Below are 19,034 nucleotides of genomic sequence, written 5' to 3'. Positions count from 1 at the left end.
CTTAAGCGTTTTGCTCTGCTTGCCGTGCTGTCACGAGCGGGTTATCGAGCATGTCATCCATACTGGGTAACATTCTTGATGCGCTGGCATCGGTGCTGTGCTGGAATTTGGCTAAATTAAGCCCTATGCGCAAAATGCGCGGTTTGAATAGATCGAACTTGGCAAATCGGTGTTGATAGTCAGGCTGCTGCGCCATGTAGGCTTGGATTCGCTGACCCAATAGCGCGTAAAACTGCGACTCTGAGAAGCCGAGTTTGGCGACCAAAGGCGAAATAAAACGAAGCGTGGTAACGAAGTGACCCGTTTGTAAATCGTGGATGATCAGCGCTTCTTCGAGACGCACAGTCACTGCTTTTACGCTTGGTTCAAGCGTGGCCTGTTCTGGGTAATCGCTATCAACTAAACGCATGTCGCCTTGGAAATCTTTAAGTAGAATTCGTTTGGGAAGATCGTTCTCTAATACCAGAGTTACGTTCTGACCGTGAGCAATCAGGGAGACGCCGTACTTACACAGCAAGTGGTAGTAAGGTATGACGACCGCATCGAACATCTTGCTCAGCCACGTCTCAACAGAGACGCCTGAACGTTCAACGTATTCAGCGATAAGCGGATTGCCCTGATTGTCGCATTCCATCAATGCGGCCATCAGAATGGCCTGCTCACCCTGCCTGAGTTTTGAAGCCGCCGATTCACGCCAGATAACGCCAAGCAGTTCGTGATAGCGATACGGTGCCTGCTCCAGTAACTGATAATCGGCCTGAGCGGCAAAGGCGGCGGCGGGTTCCTGAAGTACTTCAGCTTGCTTTTCAACCAGCAGTTCATCTGAGCTAAACACGGATTCGATCCAATCCGATGCGATAGGTCCTGCAAGAATATAGCGACCAGGAATACCTCGGTAACATGAGGTGTTCATAATCGTCAGCGGCAACTTAATATCGTAGCTGTCAGGTCGGGTCACGTTACTTAACGTGCGTAAAGAGAGTTGTGGCAGAAACTCATCGCCAAACTCACCAAGGTAGATCAGTTTCTTCTCTGCCATCTCGCGGACAAACAACAGTGATAGCTTGTTACTCCACTGCCAAGGGTGAACAGGAACATAGCTATAGTCTGCAATATCAACCCCATAGGAAGCGGCAATGCTATCCATGGTTTTACGTTCTGATTCCTTCATTGACGCGTTGAGTAGTTCTTGCCAGCTGACGCTTCCGTTAGTGGCGAGTTGCAAAATGGAATGCTCCACGGCAACCCAGCCCAGTTGAAAAGCGCGTTCTGATTCTGGCGCATAGCGCTTCAGGTCGTCACTGCCCCAACCGCGTCGTCCCTTGTTAAAGGCAAATTTCGGGTGACCATCGAAGTAGGTCTGTTGCTGCTCGCAAGGGAGCAGCGCTAAGTCTCGTGCAGTTAGCGACTCTTTTCTCTGCATCAACTTACAGTCACCCAATAGAGTCGCATTAAGATCCTCTAAGTGCTCAGCGAACGCGTCATCCGTCATGTTGAGCAGAGACTGTAAATCACGCATTAACAGGGCAGCTGAAATGGTCTGATGTGGCTGGCGTGCAATAGAACTTGGCTCAATCAGAACCTGGCCCCAAATGTTTTCACTGCCCTGAAATTGATAGCTCACTTCATTGGCTAGCTGAAGAACATACCTCTGGGCATCGTGCTCGAAATGAAATGCCTGTTCATACGCAAACTCGCTGATGATCTTGGCGACCATTTTCTGGTTGGCCAACGACCAATACTTATGTAGCGCTATTTGTTCCATTACCACTGCTCCGAGAAGAAACGGTCACGTGTCATCATGAGCAAAGCTGAACGTTTATGGGGGAAGTTAAACTCAAAGCACTTTTCGTAGCCGAAAGGTAGAATGCGATTAAACAAACGTTGATTATCCGATCTCGGTTCAAGAACGATGCGCTGAGTACGTGCGTCATCGATGAATAGGTAATGGCTGATCCCTTTCATCCACGCATTAAAGAACTTAGGACCACGGAACTGCTGTTCACCAACCAATAGATGAATACCGCGGTCAAAATCTTGCACATCGAAGTAAGGGCTGAGTCTGTCTTCTGCCACCCAGTAAGCTTCTACATAACCAAAAGGTTGACCGTTAAACTCACCAATCAGCGGAATAATATGAGGGTCTGCCATACGATGTTGAAGGAATTCTGCCAGTTTGTCCTCACTCCATGCCTGTTCCCAGAAATGGGCGACGCGCGGGTCGTTCATCCAGCGAGTAAACTGAGCGAGATCCTGATTGATATCGACTGTACGGAAGCTGACGTCCAACTCCGCATCCACGTCATATCTCTGATAAACGCACCCTTCGGGCTTTGACGGTCTTAAAGGGTGATGTCGGTATTGGTCGTTCGACTGAACTAAACGCTTTGGGAAACGGGTTGATGTTTTGTGACGATGCCAAAACAGCGGTAACTGATAAAAACAGTCGCGATGAAGCTTGCCGTTGATGGTAGGAAACTCTTGAGCGAGTCGTTCTTCAACCTGTTGGTCATCACTGGCTAGGGTAACGAACTCGAGCTGTTTGTTGTGACTAAATAGCTGATCCAGTTCGTTAACCACGGTCTCGAATAACCCAGAATGCTCCAGATCACTGTGTTGGACGATAACGCGCACACTGGGATCTTGGTCATCTTGATAGATAAAAGTTTTAAAATCAGGCATCTGCGACCTCCTTGACGCAAGCGAGAGGATTAGGCAGATCAAAGTAAATCACTGCCGGATCGGGAATGGAGTTCTCGTTAAAGTTCTGCAGATAGCAGAAGAAGTTACCTTTGCAACACAGTGACTTACTGTTAAGCACGTAGCTCAGACAGCGATCATCATTCACACCGGTTTGCAGTAAGGCGTCGAGTTTATCGTGGAGGATTTCAATTAACTGCGACTCTTCTACGTCGAGATGGGCACAGATAGCTGAGATAACGTTAAAGGTAGAGTTGATGATGAGGTAGTAAGCGAAGTAGCGCTCGACCTTCTCTTGATCCCAGTAGTTTTCTAGCGTCTCTTTCTCATCGCCGAGTAAGCGGCCAAAGCGTTGTAGTGCAAGATCTGTGTATCCCGTCCCCTGACAGTCTCGGTAGTACATGCCGACAGGGAAACCCTGTTCAAGTTGCATCACAATGTTCTGCTGGTGGGCTAGGAAAACAATGCCGAAATTAGACTGTAAGTGGAAGAGAGAAACGACACAGTGGGTACAGTAAGCATCAAACCACTGCTTTGCGGCTTGTTGATAGGACAGACTGCCTTGTTCCGCGTAGTGACGAATTCGCTCGGCAACCAAGCTGGAACCACCATAAGGGTTTTGCTGAGTTAATGTCGCGAGAACAACCGCTTCTTGGTCGGGCTTGTCTTCCAGAGGGTTGTCTCTAAATGCCACCAGACTTTCGTCAATAATATTGCCATCGCTATCTTTCAGGCCGATATACGCAGGCTCCTGCATCAACTGGAAACCAATGCCTTTACCAAGCTGCTTATCCAGAATCTCTTGTTGGAACAGATCATTCAGACGTGTGCCACGAATCACTTCTTTCAGTGACAGGTTACGAATTGAGTTGGTCAGCTTTACGCTTAGAGAGAACTTAAGCATATAAGGCAGTGATGGTGCGTATAGCGAACGGGTTGAAGAGGTTGGATACCAGTTCACACCAATTTGACCAAGGTTAATCAGTTGACCCGTTTTAAGGTATGCCTCAATCGATGGGTTGCTTGCCATCACGCTCCATTGCCAAGGGTGAACGGGCAGCAGGCTCTTGCCTTGTGCAATGGCTTCGGTTAAAGCTTGCTGAAGCTTTGGCTCATGAGAGACCAGATCTAGCATACGCTGTTGGCAAGGAATGCCAGCAGAGCTGCCTTGGGAAATCAGTTCGTTATCAACCTGTAGCCAGTAGAGTTGGAACTGACCACCGAGTTCTGGTGAGTAAACTTTGGCATCCTCAAGACTAAACTGTTCGCGGCTTTTGGGGGCTGGGTGAAATGAGTGACCGATTAACAAACCCTGTTCTGCGGTTTTGAAATCTAGCTTGTCGGTAAAGAGTCGGGTTTGATAAGGAGAATGCTGGATACCTTGACCAGTGTTGAACTGACTCTCCAGCACACGAGTCACAAAGATCTGTTTTTGCTCTTCACTGATGAATCCGACAACCGCAGGTTCCGACACCATCAGTTCGATAAGCTGATTGACCGATAACGCTGTTACAGAATCGCCATTAAGCAGTAAGGCGGGAAGTCGATATTCGTGGCTCCCCAACGGTGAAAAGTAGCAGAGTGGAATATGGATGGTTCGTCCACCAGATAGCGACACCTGATAAGTATAACCTTCTGCATGTGATTCGATTTGAACGGTATGACTTTCTCGGGCGAGAGAATTGAGAAAACAAGCTAGAGCTGGGTCATTGTTGGTGACCAACTGGTTTGAGTTTTCAGGGTTGAGCTGATCGTTTTTACGATTCATTTTCTTTCTCAAATTATTATTAATTAAACTTTTGATGCGAATGCTAATTATTATCATTCGTATAATAGACTAATTTGTTAATAATTTGTCAGAATTAGCAACAAGGAAGAAAACGGCTGATTTTATCCATGATTTTGTGACATAGCTTCACAATGGAAGTTCGTAGAGAGCTCTCTGTATACAAGCGATTTGCCAACTCAATGACTGTTTTCGCAGCTCACCGGTGCTATTTCCTCATCAAATAGAGGAAGTACCCTCCCCCAATCAGCGAGGCTAATAGTCCCGCAGGGAACTGCCATGGGAACCACAACGTCCTACCAATCCAGTCGGCAGCCACCATAATAATCGCTCCTAGCAGAGCCGCTGTGAGCATTTGTGGAATCGCACGATATTGATGGAGCGAGCGAGCCATATGCGGCGCTAACAACCCAATAAAGCTTAAGGGACCAATGACTATGGTGCAGAGCGTAGTTAACGCAGCAACGATAAGTAACAGCACTAATCTAACCACAGTGGCGTTGAGACCAAGGCTGATGGCACTCACTTCACCGAGATTGATCAACGTCACCCAGCGATGGAGTGAGAGAGCCAGAGCTCCCACAACGCAGACACCACCAGCCAATAGCCACATGTCATTAAGACTGACTAAATAGGTAGAGCCTGACAGCCAAGTCAGCAGTGTTGCAGCGTTATCGTGACCTGAGCTCATGGCAATTCTAAGCAGAGCATCGAGTCCAGCGCTGAGTGCTATACCAGTCAGTAAGGTTTGAGTTGGGGCGAAATGGTGTCGTCTCCCCATGAACCAGACGAAACCGGTTACCGAAGCAGCCCCAAGGGTACCGAGTAACATTTGCTGTTCTCGCTCAATCGCCACGCCTGTAAGAGTGCCAAGAACCAAAGCCAAAGCTGCACCGGAGCTGATACCAAGCACTTCTGGGCTAGCCATTGGGTTATTGGATAGGCGTTGAATAACCGTACCAGCAAAGGCCAATCCAATGCCTGCCAGTAACGCGACCATGACGCGGGGTACCCTCAGGTCAAACAGGGACGGAGTTAGCTTGGTGCTCCAGCCTAATGGGGTTTGACCGACCACTAAAGCAATGATAACGATGGTCAACAGAACGCCAACCAGTATGACCGTAATTTTAGTCGCACTGATGATTTTATACTGACCAACCGATTCGCTTCGGGCTTTGAGGTCTGACTGCAGTTTGGTTCGTTGCAACAGCCAGAGTAAAAATGGGGCGCCAATCAGGGCGGTCATCGCTCCAGTGGGTAGCAGCTCTCCGCCGACCCCAGAGAAAGGCTGAATGACAAGGTCGACAATCAGCAGCAGTAGGCTGCCAACTAAGCCACTGACCATGATCTGTTTCGCCAATGTCCGTGCACCCAACATTCTCGCGATCGCAGGGGCGACGATACCGACAAAACCAATTAAACCGACCTCGCTGACCACTGCCGCCGTCATAAAAATAGCCAACGACAGACACAGCAATTTAATCTGTTTGATGTTGACCCCTAACGAGGTGGCAACGTTGTCACCGAATTGCAGCACAGACAGAGGTCTTTGTAGCATCAACAATAGGGCTGTCGGTAGGGTAACAAGCGGCAGAAGTATTTGAACACTCGACCAATCATTCTGGTTAAGTACGCCCGCACCCCAAACAAAAACGGTCGTTAAGCGCTGCTCATGCAATAACAACAGCATGGTATTAACCGAACCGAGGAATAAGCTGACGACCAGACCCGCCAAAACCATATGTAACGGTGAAAAGCCCCTACTAGAACCAAGGATAAAAACCAGCCCTGTAGCGAGGCAGCCACCGATAAAAGCGGTAACAAAATTAGGGACCAAGCTAGCGGCAGGAAGCAGCAATAGACCAAGTACCATGCCGAATTCAGCGCCCGCTGCAACACCTAGCGTGGTTGGGGAAGCGATTGGGTTTCGTAAGACAAATTGCATCACGCAGCCTGCAACCGCCAGTGCGAAACCGCAAATCAGCGCCACAGCCAGCTTGGGCAGGTATGTGTAATAGGTAATGATATGCTGGTAATTCGCTGAATCGAAGTGAAACAATGACTGCCAAATCAACCCAACACCCTGTGAATAGGGAGCGGTAACTTGCAGTAACCCACTCACCAACACCATAACGGCGAAGATTAGTAGCCATGATGGGGTGTTGAGGTTACTGCGCTGCGGGATGTCGCATGCGTCCATTAAGGTTTCACTAACTGCTGAGTGATATGGTCACTGAATCGTTGCGCTGCGATAAGGCCACCGAAAGTCCAGATTGCCGGAAGTTCATAGACTGAGTCACTGCGAGTAAATTCCATGGCTTGCCAAAGTGGCGACTGGCTAAGTTGCTTGCGCTCTTTCTCTTCAAGTGGACCGAAAAGTATGACGTTGGCACCTTGATGTTCGGCAAGCTTTTCCGTTCCAGTGGTGGTGAATCCCCACATGTTTGTGGTTTCATTCCAAGCATTACGCATGCCCATCACATCAATCGTATCTTGAACTAAAGAGCCTTTGCTGTGGACTCGCAGCGTCTTGTCGTTGATGAAGCGAGCAAAGATAACGGGTTTTTGGGTCGAACCTGCAGCTTGGATTTTACGGCCGTTTTCAGCCAATCGCTGATGCGTCTGGTTAATCACTTGTTCCGCTTGCTGTTGCTTATTGAACAGTTGACCTAGCGATCGCGTAATGGACTCTGCTGATTTCAGAGGTTGTTTATCTTCACTGTAAATAGTGAACACGAGAACTGGCGCAATCTGACTCAGCGGCTGGTAAGCGGCAGCCATGTGTTTGCTGATCAGTATTACATCCGGCTTGAGTTCACTCAGTAGTTCAAGGTTAGGTTCTCTGCGCGAGCCTACGTCGGTTACCTTTGGGCTTAGCTTAGGTTCCGTCACCCATTGTTGATACCCCTGAGGGTCGGCTACGCCTTCCAGTTCAACACCTAAGCTCAATACGGTTTCAGTTAATGCCCAGTCTAACGCAACCACTTTTTTTGGTAACAGCTCAAAAGCGCTCACACCCATCTCATGGGTAATCTCTATAGCGTAACTTTGAGCAGAAGCTAACGCTGCACACAACATCACGATAAACTTTTTCACAATGAACTCCTTTTTGGTTTAAGGGATATAACTTATTGGCTGACCGGTAGTCGGATGAGAAAACAGGGCTAGCTCCATGCCGTAGATCTTCATCAGAGTCTCTGGTGTCATCAGCGCTTCCGGAGTGCCTGAGGCAATCACTTTACCCGAGTGAAGAGCGATCAATCGGTCACTGAATTTGGCGGCCATGTTGACGTCATGCAATACCATGATCACGGTCAGACCTAGTGTCTGATTCAGTTTGCGGATTAACGCGAGCAGCTCATGCTGATGGGCGACATCGAGTGCAGAAGTGGGTTCATCGAGTAAGATGCACTGGCTTTGCTGAGCAAGCAGCATCGCGACCCAAGCACGTTGCCGTTCACCACCGGATAAGGTAGCCACATACCTTTCGGCTAAGTTACTCAGACCTACTTTTTCAATCGCGGATTCGACGATTGCATAATCTTGTTGGCTATAGCGACCAAAAACCCCTTTCCACGGATAGCGACCAAAACAAACCAGCTCGCGCACTGTGACGCCATCTGTAACGGGAGGATGCTGTGGCAGATAAGCAACTTGATGAGCAAACTCTAAATGACTGTAGGAAGAGACTGGCGCGTTTTGAAACAATATCTCGCCCTGACTTGGCGCGTGTTGCCGGCTTAACAGTTTAATCAGAGTCGACTTACCGCAACCGTTATGTCCGAGCAGAGTGGTTACCTCTCCTTGGGCAAAAGTCAGGTTAGTAGGGAAAAGTGTAGTCTTGCCATCGATTTCAAACGACGCATCGACAAGTTGGTACATGGCAAATTATCAAATTATGTTATTGATTACGAGTCGGCGATGTTAACATATGTAAATAGAAATGATAATTACTTTCATAATCACTTTGCGGCATGTGTTGCTCTAGCCGCATTGCACTTTCGCTTATAGTGTGTTCAATATGATGTCAGTTACACAAAGCAAAACCGCCCAGTTGGGCGTCGTTGGTCTCGCGGCTGCGTTAATGGGGATTGGGCAAAATGGACTCTTGGTATCCCTACCATTTTTGGTCGAGCAGTCCGCGTTTAGTTTGTCGACTTGGTCAATCCTTATCGCTGTCGGCAGCTTATTGTTTCTTCCTACAGCACCCTACTGGGGGCGCTACAGCGACCGCCATGGACCGAAAGGAGTTGTGGTGAGAGCGCTTGCTGGAATGGCGCTGAGTTTTTCGTTATTGAGTTTGTTTGCTTTTCTTAGTCAGAGCGATGAAGCACTCGTCGGTTTGAGTTTGATTGGGTTACTGCTTGCGCGAGTGATCTATGGTTGTACGGTCTCAGGCATGGTGCCAGCCAGTCAGCATTGGGCCATTCTTCTGTGTGGTGAAGACAACCGATTACAAGCGATCACTTCAGTCAGCATCGGTTTGAGTGCCGGACGTTTGATTGGCCCACTGATCTCAATCTTAGTGTTAAAGCTGTCTCCCTATGCACCATTAATGGTGATGGTGGCTCTGCCCTGCTTGGCGCTTATTGCTGCTTTGTCGCTTCCTTCGCCAATCGTTGAAGCAAAAGCTAATGCCAAGCAAAAATCTCTGCCTTGGTTACCGCAAAGAAAACTGATGCCTTATTTGATCAGTGGATTGCTATTATGCGCCGCAATTGCCTTGCTGCAATACAGTTTCTCGCCATTGATTGAAGCAGTCACGCAATGGACGACTGCACAAATCAGTGATGCCATTGGTGTGTTACTGACCATTAGTGCCGCCTGTACCTTTGTTACTCAACTATTGGTGATTAAAAAGAAAAAGCTCACGCCGTTATCGATGTATCGAATAGGCTCTGTCTGCTTATTGATAGGATTTGCCCTGTTTCTTACCGCTAACATCTGGGCGTATGGCGTTGCGATGACGTTTGCCGCCTGCGGCGCAGCATTACTTGCTCCTGCTTATACCAGCTCAGCGACAGAGCAGCAGCCCGACTTTCCAGGCGCAGTGGCCGGTTACATCTCGATGTTCCACACCATAGGTTACGGTTTGGCGTCATTAATGGCGGTTACTGCAACGATCTCCGCTCATTATCCAATCTACCTATGCATTGCCTTTTCCTTGATGATTGTGTTCATTGCTTATCTCGCGGTTGATAAACAACAGCCGAAGGAGATAAAGGTCTCTTAGCGTTTATTATCCGGATGCCTTGCACAGTCTTTGCATAATTTACGTCCTTGGCATTTATAAACTAAACAGCAGCTGGTTCTAACCAGTTTTAAGCGGTTGGAGTGAGGATTGTAGCTAAGGGTATTCAGCAGTTTTTCTGGCAGTTCGCAGGCTTGTAACCACAGTCGAGCCTGCTGCATTAGGTACTCTTCGCCCAGACTAGGAGCAAACTGGTGCAGTTTTACCAAGCACCCAAGTACACCATCGGCAAACAGGTGACGAGTAAAACCGGGACGGATACGCGTCCACAGGCTCATCTCTGCTCGGAAGTAATCAAACAGCTCGATTAGCTGTTTGCCTGCCTGTTCGATTAGCTCTGATTCTGTCCCTTGTGAATAGTCTGATGATTCAAACTGAAAGCCGCTAATAAACCTTGGCTGAATCTTTTGCGCCATCGCTGCCAGATTGGGCAAACCTCGACAAGCGTAAATGGAGATAAATGCGACATAAATCGGTTGCCAGCAGAGTAGAGTCCATGTGCGGGTCAACCAGTAAGGGGATCCAGCTTCTGGGTGCGCTTTCTCTAGGCTCAAATAGAGTTCGCGAATGGATTGCGAGCTAGGATGACCGATATGAATTAACGATGGATCGCTAGTTGCCAAAGGGGCTAACTGCCCATCTAGGTATGGGGTGACCTGCTTGGAATGTTCAAACAGATGTTCAAAGAACGAATGATCACTCATTGGATAGTGCTTATCTGTGCTAACTAGGTAGCGCACAGGATAAGTAATTGCCCAAATTACTGCAATCGATTCTCATTTCGATTTATATTGAAAGCAATAGCGCATCATGACGTAGTATTGGATTATTTAAACCAGTCTGCTAAAAATTTGCCGCAAAAACACAAAAGACCTCTGGAGTCAGAGGTCTTTTTATATACTTATTTCTACGCGGTTAATCAGAGCTAGCAATCGCGGGTTTGGATTCCGTATTGGGCAATGCATTAATGACGGCTTTCACCAGCGTCGCTAAAGGAATGGCAAAGAACACCCCCCAAAATCCCCACAACCCACCAAATACGAGTACCGAGACAATAATCGCAACCGGGTGCAAGTTCACCGCTTCTGAAAACAGTACAGGCACCAACACATTACCATCGAGCGCTTGAATGATGCCATACGCGACCAAAAGCCAGTAAAACTGAGGTGTTAAACCCCATTGAAATAACCCGACAATGGCAACAGGGACGGTCACTGCCGCCGCACCAATGTAAGGAATCAGCACCGACAAACCGACCGCAACCGCTAGCAGGACGGAATATCTCAAATCGAGAATGGCAAACGTCACGTAGCTGACCCCACCAACAATCAAGATTTCCATCACCTTTCCACGAATATAATTCGAAATTTGCTGGTTCATCTCGCGCCAAACTTTGGTGGCTAAACGTCGGTTTTCAGGCAGAAACCCACTGAGCATCGACAGCATTTCTGCCTTGTCTTTCAATAAGAAGAAAACCAAAAGAGGCACCAAGATAAGGTAAACCGCCAGTGTCGCGATACTGACCAGTGAAGCCAATGATCCTTTCACCACACTTTCGCCTAAGCCAAGGACTTTGTTCTTCGTATTTGAAACGATGGATTCAACAATTTGAAGGTTAGCTAACTCTGGGTACTTTTCAGGAATAGAATCGATAAAGACTTGAAGCCCGTTATACATATTCGGGATATCGTTGATCAAGTTGCCCACTTGGCTCCATATGGTTGGCACTAACCCAAAAACCGCCATCAGCATAAGACCTAGGAAAACCAAAACCACAATAGGTACGGCTACATTACGAGGCAACCCCACACGAATCATTTGTGTTACCGGCCATTCAAGCAAGTAAGCAATCACTATTGCAACCAAAAGCGGTGCAATTAAGTGTCCGACAAAATAAATGGTGGCAAAGCCAAACAGAAGAATGGCAACCAAGCTTACTGCATGAGGGTCGGAAAAACGTTGCTTATACCAGCGGCTGACCATATCGAACATTAGGAATCGCTCTCTCTTACTACGGTTAAGGTGGACATATACTCATTCTCTTCCAAATGGATCGAAAAGAGGGATGAAGAAAAATATCGTATCATATCTTGTATTGAGCTTTTATCATGTACTTGAATAACTAAGGTTTCTTTCCTTTTTAAACTTGCTGCGCGACGCTTCGCGATCAGCAATGCCATTGGGCAGCGTTCTTCACATAAATCAAGCGTGTAGCTGTTCATTCTTAACACCAATACTTACTATTGTGCCTGTATTGTAATAGCATTTGTGGCTCTGGTCTCCCACTTCATTCGCAGAAGTGGAGATGGTCATGCTGAAATGTGTGAGCTAATTCTGTTTTACACTGCGCCCGTCAATGAAATAAATAGCGTTCAAAAATTGATAGGCGAACCATATCTGTGTTCAACAGTCCAAATGCACGATACGAAATAAAAATGACAATGTAATGGAGCAGAATGTTTAAATTTACGCGTTCAACCCTATACCTCAGCATGGCGGCTCTCCTTAGTCAGCCAACTCTGGCGCAGAATCCGGGGTATGAGTTGCCTGATATCGGCACTGCTGCTGCCTCTACACTGACGATTGATCAAGAGTCGTTGTATGGCGATGCTTACATGCGCATGTTGCGAAAAAGCCAGCCTATCGTAAACGACCCAGTATTAAACGAATACATAAGTACTCTTGGACATCAACTTGTCGCGAGTGCCAATGATGTCAAAACCCCGTTTAACTTCTTCCTTATTCAAGATAGAGACATTAACGCCTTTGCGTTTTTTGGCGGATACGTTGCGCTCCATTCCGGGTTATTTCTACATGCACAGACAGAAAGCGAATTAGCTTCTGTGCTTTCTCACGAAATCGCCCATATCACTCAGCGCCACCTAGCCCGAGCGATGGAAGATCAAGCCCGTCGTTCTCCTGCGACCATCGCTGCGATAGTCGGCTCTTTGTTGCTTGCCATTGCCGCTCCTCAAGCTGGCATCGCGGCCATTACAGCCACTCAAGCAGGAATGATTCAAAGCCAAATTAACTACACACGCTCTAATGAAAAAGAAGCCGACCGCTTTGGTATTGTGACCATGTCCAAAGCCGGTTTCGACCCTCAAGCCATGCCGCAATTTTTTGGTCGGCTGGCCGATGAATTTCGTTATGTGAGTAAACCGCCGCCGATGCTACTGACTCACCCATTACCCGAAGACCGAATTACGGATTCACGTGCAAGGGCACAGAGCATGCCACCAAAACGGTTAGGTCCATCAATTGAATTTAACTTAGCCCGTGCGCGCGTCATTGCGCGACACGCAGGGCTCGACAGTGAAGCAGCCATCGACTGGATGGACAGAAAGCTCAAAAAAGCACATCAAGATACCGTACCGACACTAAAATACGGTAAAGCCCTCGCATTGCTCGACATGAGAAAATTGGATGAGGCAGAAACACTGCTCGTGCAGTTAGACAAACAAGACCCAAACAACAATTTTTACTTAGACGCGCTTTCAGATTTGTATTTATACAAAAAAGAATACGACAAAGGGCTCACCATGCTGAAAAAGGCATTAGATAAAAAGCCAAACAACCCTGTACTTGAAATTAATTACGCTAACTTATTGGTAGAAAGCGGAAAATACGATCAAGCAACTCGGCTGTTACAACGTTACACGCACACTCACCCTGAAGACGTAAACGGCTGGGCACTGCTTGCCAACTCGGCTGGCAAACAAGGAATACGAGACGAAGAAGCGGCAGCACGAGGCGAGATATTTGCTCTTAAAGCCGATTGGAAACAAGCCATCAGTTTCTATGCAGAAGCCAGTAAACTGGTTGAACTTGGAAGCCTCAAACAGGCTCGATATGACGCAAGAATCGACCAACTTGGGCTTCAACGTGATCGCTTTTACGCCCTTCAAAATTAAAAACGACCGCTTATGAACCCAAAGCGTCTGTTACTCTAAACAATCGGCAAACCTAAAGAAGGAATAAGGAGCCTCCATGTCAGTATCGATTTACCATAACCCTCGCTGTTCAAAGAGCCGAGAAACGCTTGCTTTACTTGAAGAAAAAGGCATAACACCCGAAGTCATCAACTATCTGGAAACACCGTTAACTGTTGGTCAACTGCAAACCGTTTACACACAACTTGGGCTGAGTTCAGTGCGAGATATGATGCGAACCAAAGAGTCCATATACAAGGAACTAAGCTTAGGTGACGAGTCTGTTACCAACGAGCAGCTTTTTGAAGCCATGGTCGCCAACCCTATATTGATTGAGCGCCCTATTGTCATTAAAGGTGACGCGGCTCGCCTAGGTCGACCACCAGAACAGGTTCTGGACATTTTATGATTATAAAGGTCGTTGTCCTTTATTATAGCCGCCACGGAAGCACCAAAAAGCTGGCTCGCCAGATTGCCCGTGGCATCGCTTCTGTCGAACAGTGTGAAGCCCTGATCCGAACGGTAAGCGAAATCTCAGACCATTCCCCTCAACCTGAAGACCCAATTCTGACGCTTGAAGAATTAAAAACATGCGATGGTCTAGCCATGGGCAGCCCCGTTTGGTTTGGAAATATGGCGGCACCACTAAAACACTTCTGGGACACCTCTACCCCTCTGTGGGTAGGTGGCGACCTCATCGATAAACCGGCTTGCGTGTTTACGTCTTCCTCTTCCATGCACGGCGGTCAAGAAACCACCCTTCAAAGCATGATGCTTCCTTTATTTCATCATGGCATGATGCTACTTGGTATCCCTTATTCTGAACCCGCTTTGCACACCACATCACAAGGTGGCACCCCTTATGGTGCATCCACTCTTGGTGGTCAGATACAATCTAACCAGTCAGATGAAGGGCGATTAGCTTTTGCTCTTGGGAAACGTCTGGCAGAGTGTGCCAAGAAACTGAAAAGCTAGGGTTCGTCGCCCTAAGGACTCTGTATGACGGAACTTCAATCCATTAAGTATCGATACTTAGCGTTAGCAGGAAACATTGGTCTTTTAGGCTGGGTTGCTTTATGGCAAATCAGCTTATCACCTCACCCTCATATCAATAGCCTAACATTAACGCTCGCGTGGTCTGTGCCGCTGCTGCTGCCCTTACCGGGAATTTTGGCTGGCAAACCCTATACGCATGCATGGGCTAACTTTGTATTGATGCTGTATTTTCTGCATGCACTGACCATTTTGTATGTCAATGAAGGCGAACGGTGGCTAGCGGCAGTGGAGCTTTTATTAACCACGATTGCCTTTGTAGGAAACACCCTTTATGCGCGACAGCGAGGAAAAGAATTAGGTCTCAAACTCACCAAACTTTCTGAAGTAGAGAAGCAAGAAAGAGCGCGTTTTGAGCAATAGACAGTTGAGCAGTTGAGCAGTTGATCAATCGACACTTTGACAATCGAAAAAAAGAAGAGCTACCCACTGGCAGCTCTTCTTTTATGTATGGCGTATGTTCCTACATGGGTATGGGCTTATGGATACCAAAACCCACTAACCAAGCCACTCATAGATAAGATCTGCTTTTTCCTCAGGAACGGCTTCAACCACTTTTGTTTTGATGCTTGGCGTATCACCAACCGTTGCCGATGCTTCCATGGCGGTATCGCCACTGGTTACAGGGGCGTCTGAAGTTAGAGGAGTGCTTGCAGTGCCACCGTCAGACGAAGGCTCATGATCTGCCGTGTCAGCCATCGTTTCAAAGACAGACACTTCTGTTTCCAGCGCATTCTCGGCAGCCATTTCAGCTGCGCCTATCTTAGACTCGGCTGTTTGAGGATCATTCGACGCCACCGGTATGCCTTCAACCACCTGTTCTTCAGCATCGACAAATGCATCCAAAACGAATGCTCTCACTTGCTTAAAGTTATTTAACTCACGCTGAAAATCCACAACAGGGGCAAGTAAATTGACTTTAAAAGTCACATCATTACCTTTAATTTTTAGGATCCCTGTCGATGCAACAGAATTCAAATCTTTAAACATAGATTCTAAACGGAAGAAATTACGTGAACCTTTCACGCCTAGAAATTGAACCGTCACGCTTTCGGTCGACACGTCCGAAACCTGAACCGCACTTTTACTCGCAAAGTAATTGCTGACACTATCGACCACCGCTTGAAGGGTAGAATCAAACTCGCCCTGCTCTTGCCCCGACATAGGTGACTGCTGAGAGCCAAGCATTTGCTCTGGAGATTGGTCGAAAAGCGTCCAACGTACAGACGCCCTACCCGAACTTAGGTGCTGTACTCTGAGAACCAATACTGCATCGGCCTGATAACGGGCACTGGCCTTACTGATTGGATTAACAAAGCCTCCCCAAACTTCTGGTGCAGAGATGCCTGTCACATCATCAAAATCACCAACCGGAACAGTAATGGGTAAGCCCCGCGCGTCGGAATACTGACTCAACAGTTTGGTGACGATAGAGCCGCTTTGCTCCCACACAATTTGACGCTCGTAGCGATCTTCTTCGACAACCCACGTTAAAATGGAAGCGCGATTCTCAGACCAATATGGCAAACCCGCCTGAGTCAGCAAACCCTGAATTTGTCTTGGACTAAAAACAACTTTTAGCGTTTCTTGTCCGCCTAATTGTCCGTAACCAATTTGAGAAAGGTAAGGTCCCGTACTCTTTTTCGCTTTTTCGATAACCGGATTACTGGCAACGTCCTTTTGCCCAGAAGCCTTAATAAGAACCTGCTCTAATCCTTGAGCTTTCGCAAGATCCTCTGCATTTTCCTCTTCAGTCAATACAATTTCAGATTGGAATACGTCCACTTTGGTTAGCGCAAAGCCGGGAAAAGCCAGCAAACTCAATAACAAACAAGCTATCCGATTCATAAATTCTCTGTCACAACGTGAATGAACCTGAAATGATAAGCAACTCTCAATGTTGGGGCAAGAAAACATCGCAATACAGTGACATTCCCCCTTGACTGGAATAAATCCACCTGCTTAACCGCTCGGTGCCCAGTCACCTAAAGAGGCTTGATATATGGGTATTTATTGATCTGTTTATCGCTGTAATCGATTTCTTAGTGATAAAATCCCGCAAACTTTCAAAATGGTAGTGAATCATGACTCAAATACTTCAAGGTACTCAAATGCTCTTTGTCGCATTTGGCGCACTCGTCCTCGTTCCCTTACTCACTGGGCTCGACCCGAGTGTGGCCTTGTTTGGTGCTGGCGTAGGCACCCTTTTATTTCAATTTATCACTCGCCGCACCGTTCCCATTTTCCTTGCGTCTTCTTTCGCATTTATTGCCCCTATCATGTATGGCGTACAAACATGGGGGGTAGCGTCCACAATGGGTGGGCTTATGTGTGCAGGTTTGGTGTACGTGGTATTAGGGGCGGTGATCAAATGGCGGGGTGTGGGAATAGTCCATCACCTGCTCCCCCCTGTTGTTGTTGGTCCGGTTATTATGGTGATTGGTTTAGGGCTGGCACCTGTCGCCGTCAACATGGCGTTAGGTAAAACGGGAGATGGTGCGGTTCAACTTGTCGATGGTAATACCGCCCTTATTGTCGCTTCTGCATCGCTAGCAACCACCATTGCAATAAGCGTGTTTGCCAAAGGCTTCTTAAAGTTACTGCCTATTTTTGGTGGTATCGCTGTTGGGTATTCACTCAGCTTATTCTACGGAATCGTCGACTTTACCTCAGTAGCCCAAGCGAGCTGGCTGTCCCTCCCTAACTTCACCACACCGGAGTTCAACATCAACGCGATTCTCTTTATGATCCCTGTTGCCATTGCTCCAGCCGTTGAACACGTAGGTGACATGCTGGCCATTTCCAATGTAACTGGAAAAGATTACCTCAAAAAACCTGGGCTTCACCGCACGATTGCAGGGGACGGAGTTGCCACGATGGCTGCTTCTATGGTTGGCGCGCCACCGAACACAACCTACAGCGAAGTCACTGGCGCAGTGATGCTGACCAAAGCTTACAACCCTGTCATTATGACTTGGGCGGCGGTAACCGCCATTGTGCTTGCGCTGGTAGGGAAACTTGGCTCGCTGCTCCAAACCATCCCTGCCCCTGTCATGGGTGGCATTATGATTTTACTGTTCGGCTCCATTGCCACAGTAGGGTTGAATACACTGATTAAAAATCATGTCGACCTCCACAAATCCCGTAATCTCGTGATTGTCGCGGTGACGTTAGTCTTTGGTATTGGCGGCATGGCGTTTGGGGTTGGCGAGTTCAGCCTACAAGGCGTGAGCTTATGTGGCATCGTAGCCATAGCACTCAATCTCATCTTACCCAAAGACATGGGTGAATCCCATGTTGTGGATAATGCTCAGATGGAAGAAAGTTTGGAAGAGCCCAACAAATAGCCAAAGCCATCCGACTGAACAAGAAAAGGAGGCGCACGCCTCCTTTTCTTTCAGTGATTCACTGTAAATAACCTCTGCTGAGGTTAATCGAGCTCATGTGCTTTTATTTGGTTCCGAAAATCTTATCACCTGCATCACCAAGCCCAGGGACGATGTAGCCCTTATCGTTTAATTTCTCATCAATAGCAGCCGTATACAGCTCCACATCTGGATGCGATTTCTTCAATGCTTCAATACCTTCTGGGGCGGCAACCAGCACCAGAACCTTAATGGCTTTACAGCCTTTCTCTTTTAAAAGATCAATGGTGGCAATCATCGAGCCGCCGGTTGCTAGCATTGGGTCTACTACCAAAGCAATACGCTCATCGATATTTGAAGTCAATTTGTTGAAGTACGGTACGGGTTCGAGTGTTTCTTCATCGCGGTAGATGCCAACAACACTAATGCGTGCGCTTGGCATGTGTTCAAGCACACCATCCATCATACCTAGACCAGCACGAAGGATTGGCACAACCGTGACTTTTTTACCTTTGATTTGATCCACTTCAACTGGACCGTTCCAACCTTCAATCGTCACCCGTTCCATTTCGAAATCCGACGTCGCTTCGTAAGTAAGCAGACTACCTACCTCAGTCGCAAGCTCACGAAAACGTTTAGTGCTGATGTCACCTTCTCGCATTAAGCCCAGTTTGTGTTTAACTAATGGGTGCTTCACTTCAACAACTTTCATTCCCAACTCCAGAAATTTTTAAATAAACCTCGGGATTATACCGAACTGGTCGGAATAGTTACAGAGCTGCAGGTTTTTACTTGCGCCGCTAACTGACTGCAAAAACAATAACTACCCAGCCTTTACAGGGCTTGATTTGAGAGACAAAAACGCGAAGAAAAAAAACTGCGCAAACGTTTTCCTTTTCCTTTCAACCCCTGTTAGAATAGCGCCGTTTTTCACATCCAACCTATGA

The 19,034-nt window shown here is 47.5% G+C and carries 17 protein-coding genes; 6 read left to right on the top strand and 11 right to left on the bottom strand.

Features of this window, described 5'->3' with window-relative positions:
* Nucleotide 1 precedes the first annotated feature (1 nt).
* The 6 genes from HC752_RS03605 to HC752_RS03580 form a co-directional block, all read right to left on the bottom strand.
* Entirely contained in the window at nucleotides 2-1,765 is a 1,764-nt protein-coding gene (locus tag HC752_RS03605) for an IucA/IucC family protein (protein ID WP_190333753.1), read from the bottom strand.
* Entirely contained in the window at nucleotides 1,765-2,682 is a 918-nt protein-coding gene (locus HC752_RS03600) for a GNAT family N-acetyltransferase (protein ID WP_190333752.1), read from the bottom strand. The genes HC752_RS03605 and HC752_RS03600 overlap by 1 nt, the downstream gene beginning before the upstream one ends.
* Entirely contained in the window at nucleotides 2,675-4,468 is a 1,794-nt protein-coding gene (locus tag HC752_RS03595; RefSeq protein WP_190333751.1) for an IucA/IucC family protein, read from the bottom strand. Before HC752_RS03595 ends, HC752_RS03600 begins: the two co-directional genes overlap by 8 nt.
* Nucleotides 4,469-4,694: 226 nt before the next feature.
* Nucleotides 4,695-6,686 (bottom strand): Fe(3+)-hydroxamate ABC transporter permease FhuB, encoded by a 1,992-nt coding sequence (gene fhuB, locus HC752_RS03590; protein WP_190333750.1) that lies wholly within the window; start codon nucleotides 6,684-6,686, stop codon nucleotides 4,695-4,697.
* The gene (locus tag HC752_RS03585) at nucleotides 6,686-7,582 is read right to left on the bottom strand and encodes an ABC transporter substrate-binding protein (protein ID WP_190333749.1); all 897 of its coding nucleotides are present in this window, start codon (nucleotides 7,580-7,582) and stop codon (nucleotides 6,686-6,688) included. The genes fhuB and HC752_RS03585 overlap by 1 nt, the downstream gene beginning before the upstream one ends.
* A gap of 18 nt (nucleotides 7,583-7,600) precedes the next feature.
* Entirely contained in the window at nucleotides 7,601-8,368 is a 768-nt protein-coding gene (locus tag HC752_RS03580) for an ABC transporter ATP-binding protein (protein ID WP_190333748.1), read from the bottom strand.
* Between the two features lie 142 nt (nucleotides 8,369-8,510).
* Here HC752_RS03580 and HC752_RS03575 point away from each other — a divergent pair, with 142 nt between their 5' ends.
* Nucleotides 8,511-9,719 carry an MFS transporter gene (locus HC752_RS03575; RefSeq protein ID WP_190333858.1) on the top strand — a complete coding sequence of 403 codons (1,209 nt, stop codon included), beginning with the start codon at nucleotides 8,511-8,513 and terminating at the stop codon, nucleotides 9,717-9,719.
* Here HC752_RS03575 and HC752_RS03570 read toward each other — a convergent pair.
* From HC752_RS03570 to HC752_RS03560, 3 genes are all read right to left on the bottom strand, one after another.
* On the bottom strand, nucleotides 9,716-10,441 hold the full coding sequence (locus HC752_RS03570; protein WP_190333747.1) for a siderophore ferric iron reductase: 726 nt from the start codon (nucleotides 10,439-10,441) through the stop codon (nucleotides 9,716-9,718). The genes HC752_RS03575 and HC752_RS03570 overlap by 4 nt on opposite strands.
* A gap of 211 nt (nucleotides 10,442-10,652) precedes the next feature.
* Nucleotides 10,653-11,729 (bottom strand): AI-2E family transporter, encoded by a 1,077-nt coding sequence (locus tag HC752_RS03565; protein WP_190333746.1) that lies wholly within the window; start codon nucleotides 11,727-11,729, stop codon nucleotides 10,653-10,655.
* Nucleotides 11,729-11,959, bottom strand: coding sequence for a sulfurtransferase TusA family protein (locus HC752_RS03560; RefSeq protein ID WP_190333745.1), 231 nt, complete (start codon nucleotides 11,957-11,959; stop codon nucleotides 11,729-11,731). The genes HC752_RS03565 and HC752_RS03560 overlap by 1 nt, the downstream gene beginning before the upstream one ends.
* A gap of 234 nt (nucleotides 11,960-12,193) precedes the next feature.
* On the opposite strand from HC752_RS03560, the gene bepA reads away from it, so the two are divergent.
* The 4 genes from bepA (at nucleotide 12,194) to HC752_RS03540 (ending at nucleotide 15,085) form a co-directional block, all read left to right on the top strand.
* The gene (bepA, locus tag HC752_RS03555) at nucleotides 12,194-13,651 is read left to right on the top strand and encodes a beta-barrel assembly-enhancing protease (RefSeq protein ID WP_190333744.1); all 1,458 of its coding nucleotides are present in this window, start codon (nucleotides 12,194-12,196) and stop codon (nucleotides 13,649-13,651) included.
* Nucleotides 13,652-13,727: 76 nt separating this feature from the next.
* The gene (arsC, locus tag HC752_RS03550) at nucleotides 13,728-14,078 is read left to right on the top strand and encodes an arsenate reductase (glutaredoxin) (protein WP_190333743.1); all 351 of its coding nucleotides are present in this window, start codon (nucleotides 13,728-13,730) and stop codon (nucleotides 14,076-14,078) included.
* Nucleotides 14,075-14,644, top strand: a complete 570-nt coding sequence (gene wrbA / locus HC752_RS03545) for an NAD(P)H:quinone oxidoreductase (RefSeq protein ID WP_190333742.1) — start codon at nucleotides 14,075-14,077, stop codon at nucleotides 14,642-14,644. Before arsC ends, wrbA begins: the two co-directional genes overlap by 4 nt.
* A 24-nt stretch (nucleotides 14,645-14,668) precedes the next feature.
* Nucleotides 14,669-15,085 carry a DUF2069 domain-containing protein gene (locus tag HC752_RS03540; protein WP_190333741.1) on the top strand — a complete coding sequence of 139 codons (417 nt, stop codon included), beginning with the start codon at nucleotides 14,669-14,671 and terminating at the stop codon, nucleotides 15,083-15,085.
* Nucleotides 15,086-15,220: 135 nt separating this feature from the next.
* Here HC752_RS03540 and HC752_RS03535 read toward each other — a convergent pair whose 3' ends face one another.
* The gene (locus HC752_RS03535; RefSeq protein WP_190333740.1) at nucleotides 15,221-16,570 is read right to left on the bottom strand and encodes a DUF2066 domain-containing protein; all 1,350 of its coding nucleotides are present in this window, start codon (nucleotides 16,568-16,570) and stop codon (nucleotides 15,221-15,223) included.
* A 236-nt stretch (nucleotides 16,571-16,806) separates the two neighbouring features.
* On the opposite strand from HC752_RS03535, the gene HC752_RS03530 reads away from it, so the two are divergent.
* Entirely contained in the window at nucleotides 16,807-18,069 is a 1,263-nt protein-coding gene (locus HC752_RS03530) for a uracil-xanthine permease family protein (protein WP_190333739.1), read from the top strand.
* A gap of 103 nt (nucleotides 18,070-18,172) precedes the next feature.
* Here the strand turns inward: HC752_RS03530 and upp are convergent, their stop codons facing one another.
* Nucleotides 18,173-18,799 (bottom strand): uracil phosphoribosyltransferase, encoded by a 627-nt coding sequence (gene upp / locus HC752_RS03525; RefSeq protein WP_190333738.1) that lies wholly within the window; start codon nucleotides 18,797-18,799, stop codon nucleotides 18,173-18,175.
* Nucleotides 18,800-19,034: the final 235 nt, after the last annotated feature.

The organism is Vibrio sp. S9_S30 (assembly GCF_014694455.1).
Taxonomy (GTDB): Bacteria; Pseudomonadota; Gammaproteobacteria; order Enterobacterales; family Vibrionaceae; genus Vibrio.
Note: the sequence above shows the minus strand (reverse complement) of the source record. Positions and strands in the feature narration are given on the sequence as shown.

Coding starts and splice junctions, on each gene's coding strand:
- HC752_RS03530 (WP_190333739.1), top strand. CDS start 16,807: ATGACTCAAATACTTCAAGGTACTCAAATGCTCTTTGTCGCATTTGGC.
- fhuB (WP_190333750.1), bottom strand. CDS start 6,686: ATGGACGCATGCGACATCCCGCAGCGCAGTAACCTCAACACCCCATCA.
- bepA (WP_190333744.1), top strand. CDS start 12,194: ATGTTTAAATTTACGCGTTCAACCCTATACCTCAGCATGGCGGCTCTC.
- HC752_RS03570 (WP_190333747.1), bottom strand. CDS start 10,441: ATGAGTGATCATTCGTTCTTTGAACATCTGTTTGAACATTCCAAGCAG.
- HC752_RS03600 (WP_190333752.1), bottom strand. CDS start 2,682: ATGCCTGATTTTAAAACTTTTATCTATCAAGATGACCAAGATCCCAGT.
- HC752_RS03580 (WP_190333748.1), bottom strand. CDS start 8,368: ATGTACCAACTTGTCGATGCGTCGTTTGAAATCGATGGCAAGACTACA.
- HC752_RS03595 (WP_190333751.1), bottom strand. CDS start 4,468: ATGAATCGTAAAAACGATCAGCTCAACCCTGAAAACTCAAACCAGTTG.
- HC752_RS03575 (WP_190333858.1), top strand. CDS start 8,511: ATGTCAGTTACACAAAGCAAAACCGCCCAGTTGGGCGTCGTTGGTCTC.
- HC752_RS03535 (WP_190333740.1), bottom strand. CDS start 16,570: ATGAATCGGATAGCTTGTTTGTTATTGAGTTTGCTGGCTTTTCCCGGC.
- HC752_RS03560 (WP_190333745.1), bottom strand. CDS start 11,959: ATGAACAGCTACACGCTTGATTTATGTGAAGAACGCTGCCCAATGGCA.
- HC752_RS03540 (WP_190333741.1), top strand. CDS start 14,669: ATGACGGAACTTCAATCCATTAAGTATCGATACTTAGCGTTAGCAGGA.
- upp (WP_190333738.1), bottom strand. CDS start 18,799: ATGAAAGTTGTTGAAGTGAAGCACCCATTAGTTAAACACAAACTGGGC.
- HC752_RS03605 (WP_190333753.1), bottom strand. CDS start 1,765: ATGGAACAAATAGCGCTACATAAGTATTGGTCGTTGGCCAACCAGAAA.
- HC752_RS03565 (WP_190333746.1), bottom strand. CDS start 11,729: ATGTTCGATATGGTCAGCCGCTGGTATAAGCAACGTTTTTCCGACCCT.
- wrbA (WP_190333742.1), top strand. CDS start 14,075: ATGATTATAAAGGTCGTTGTCCTTTATTATAGCCGCCACGGAAGCACC.
- arsC (WP_190333743.1), top strand. CDS start 13,728: ATGTCAGTATCGATTTACCATAACCCTCGCTGTTCAAAGAGCCGAGAA.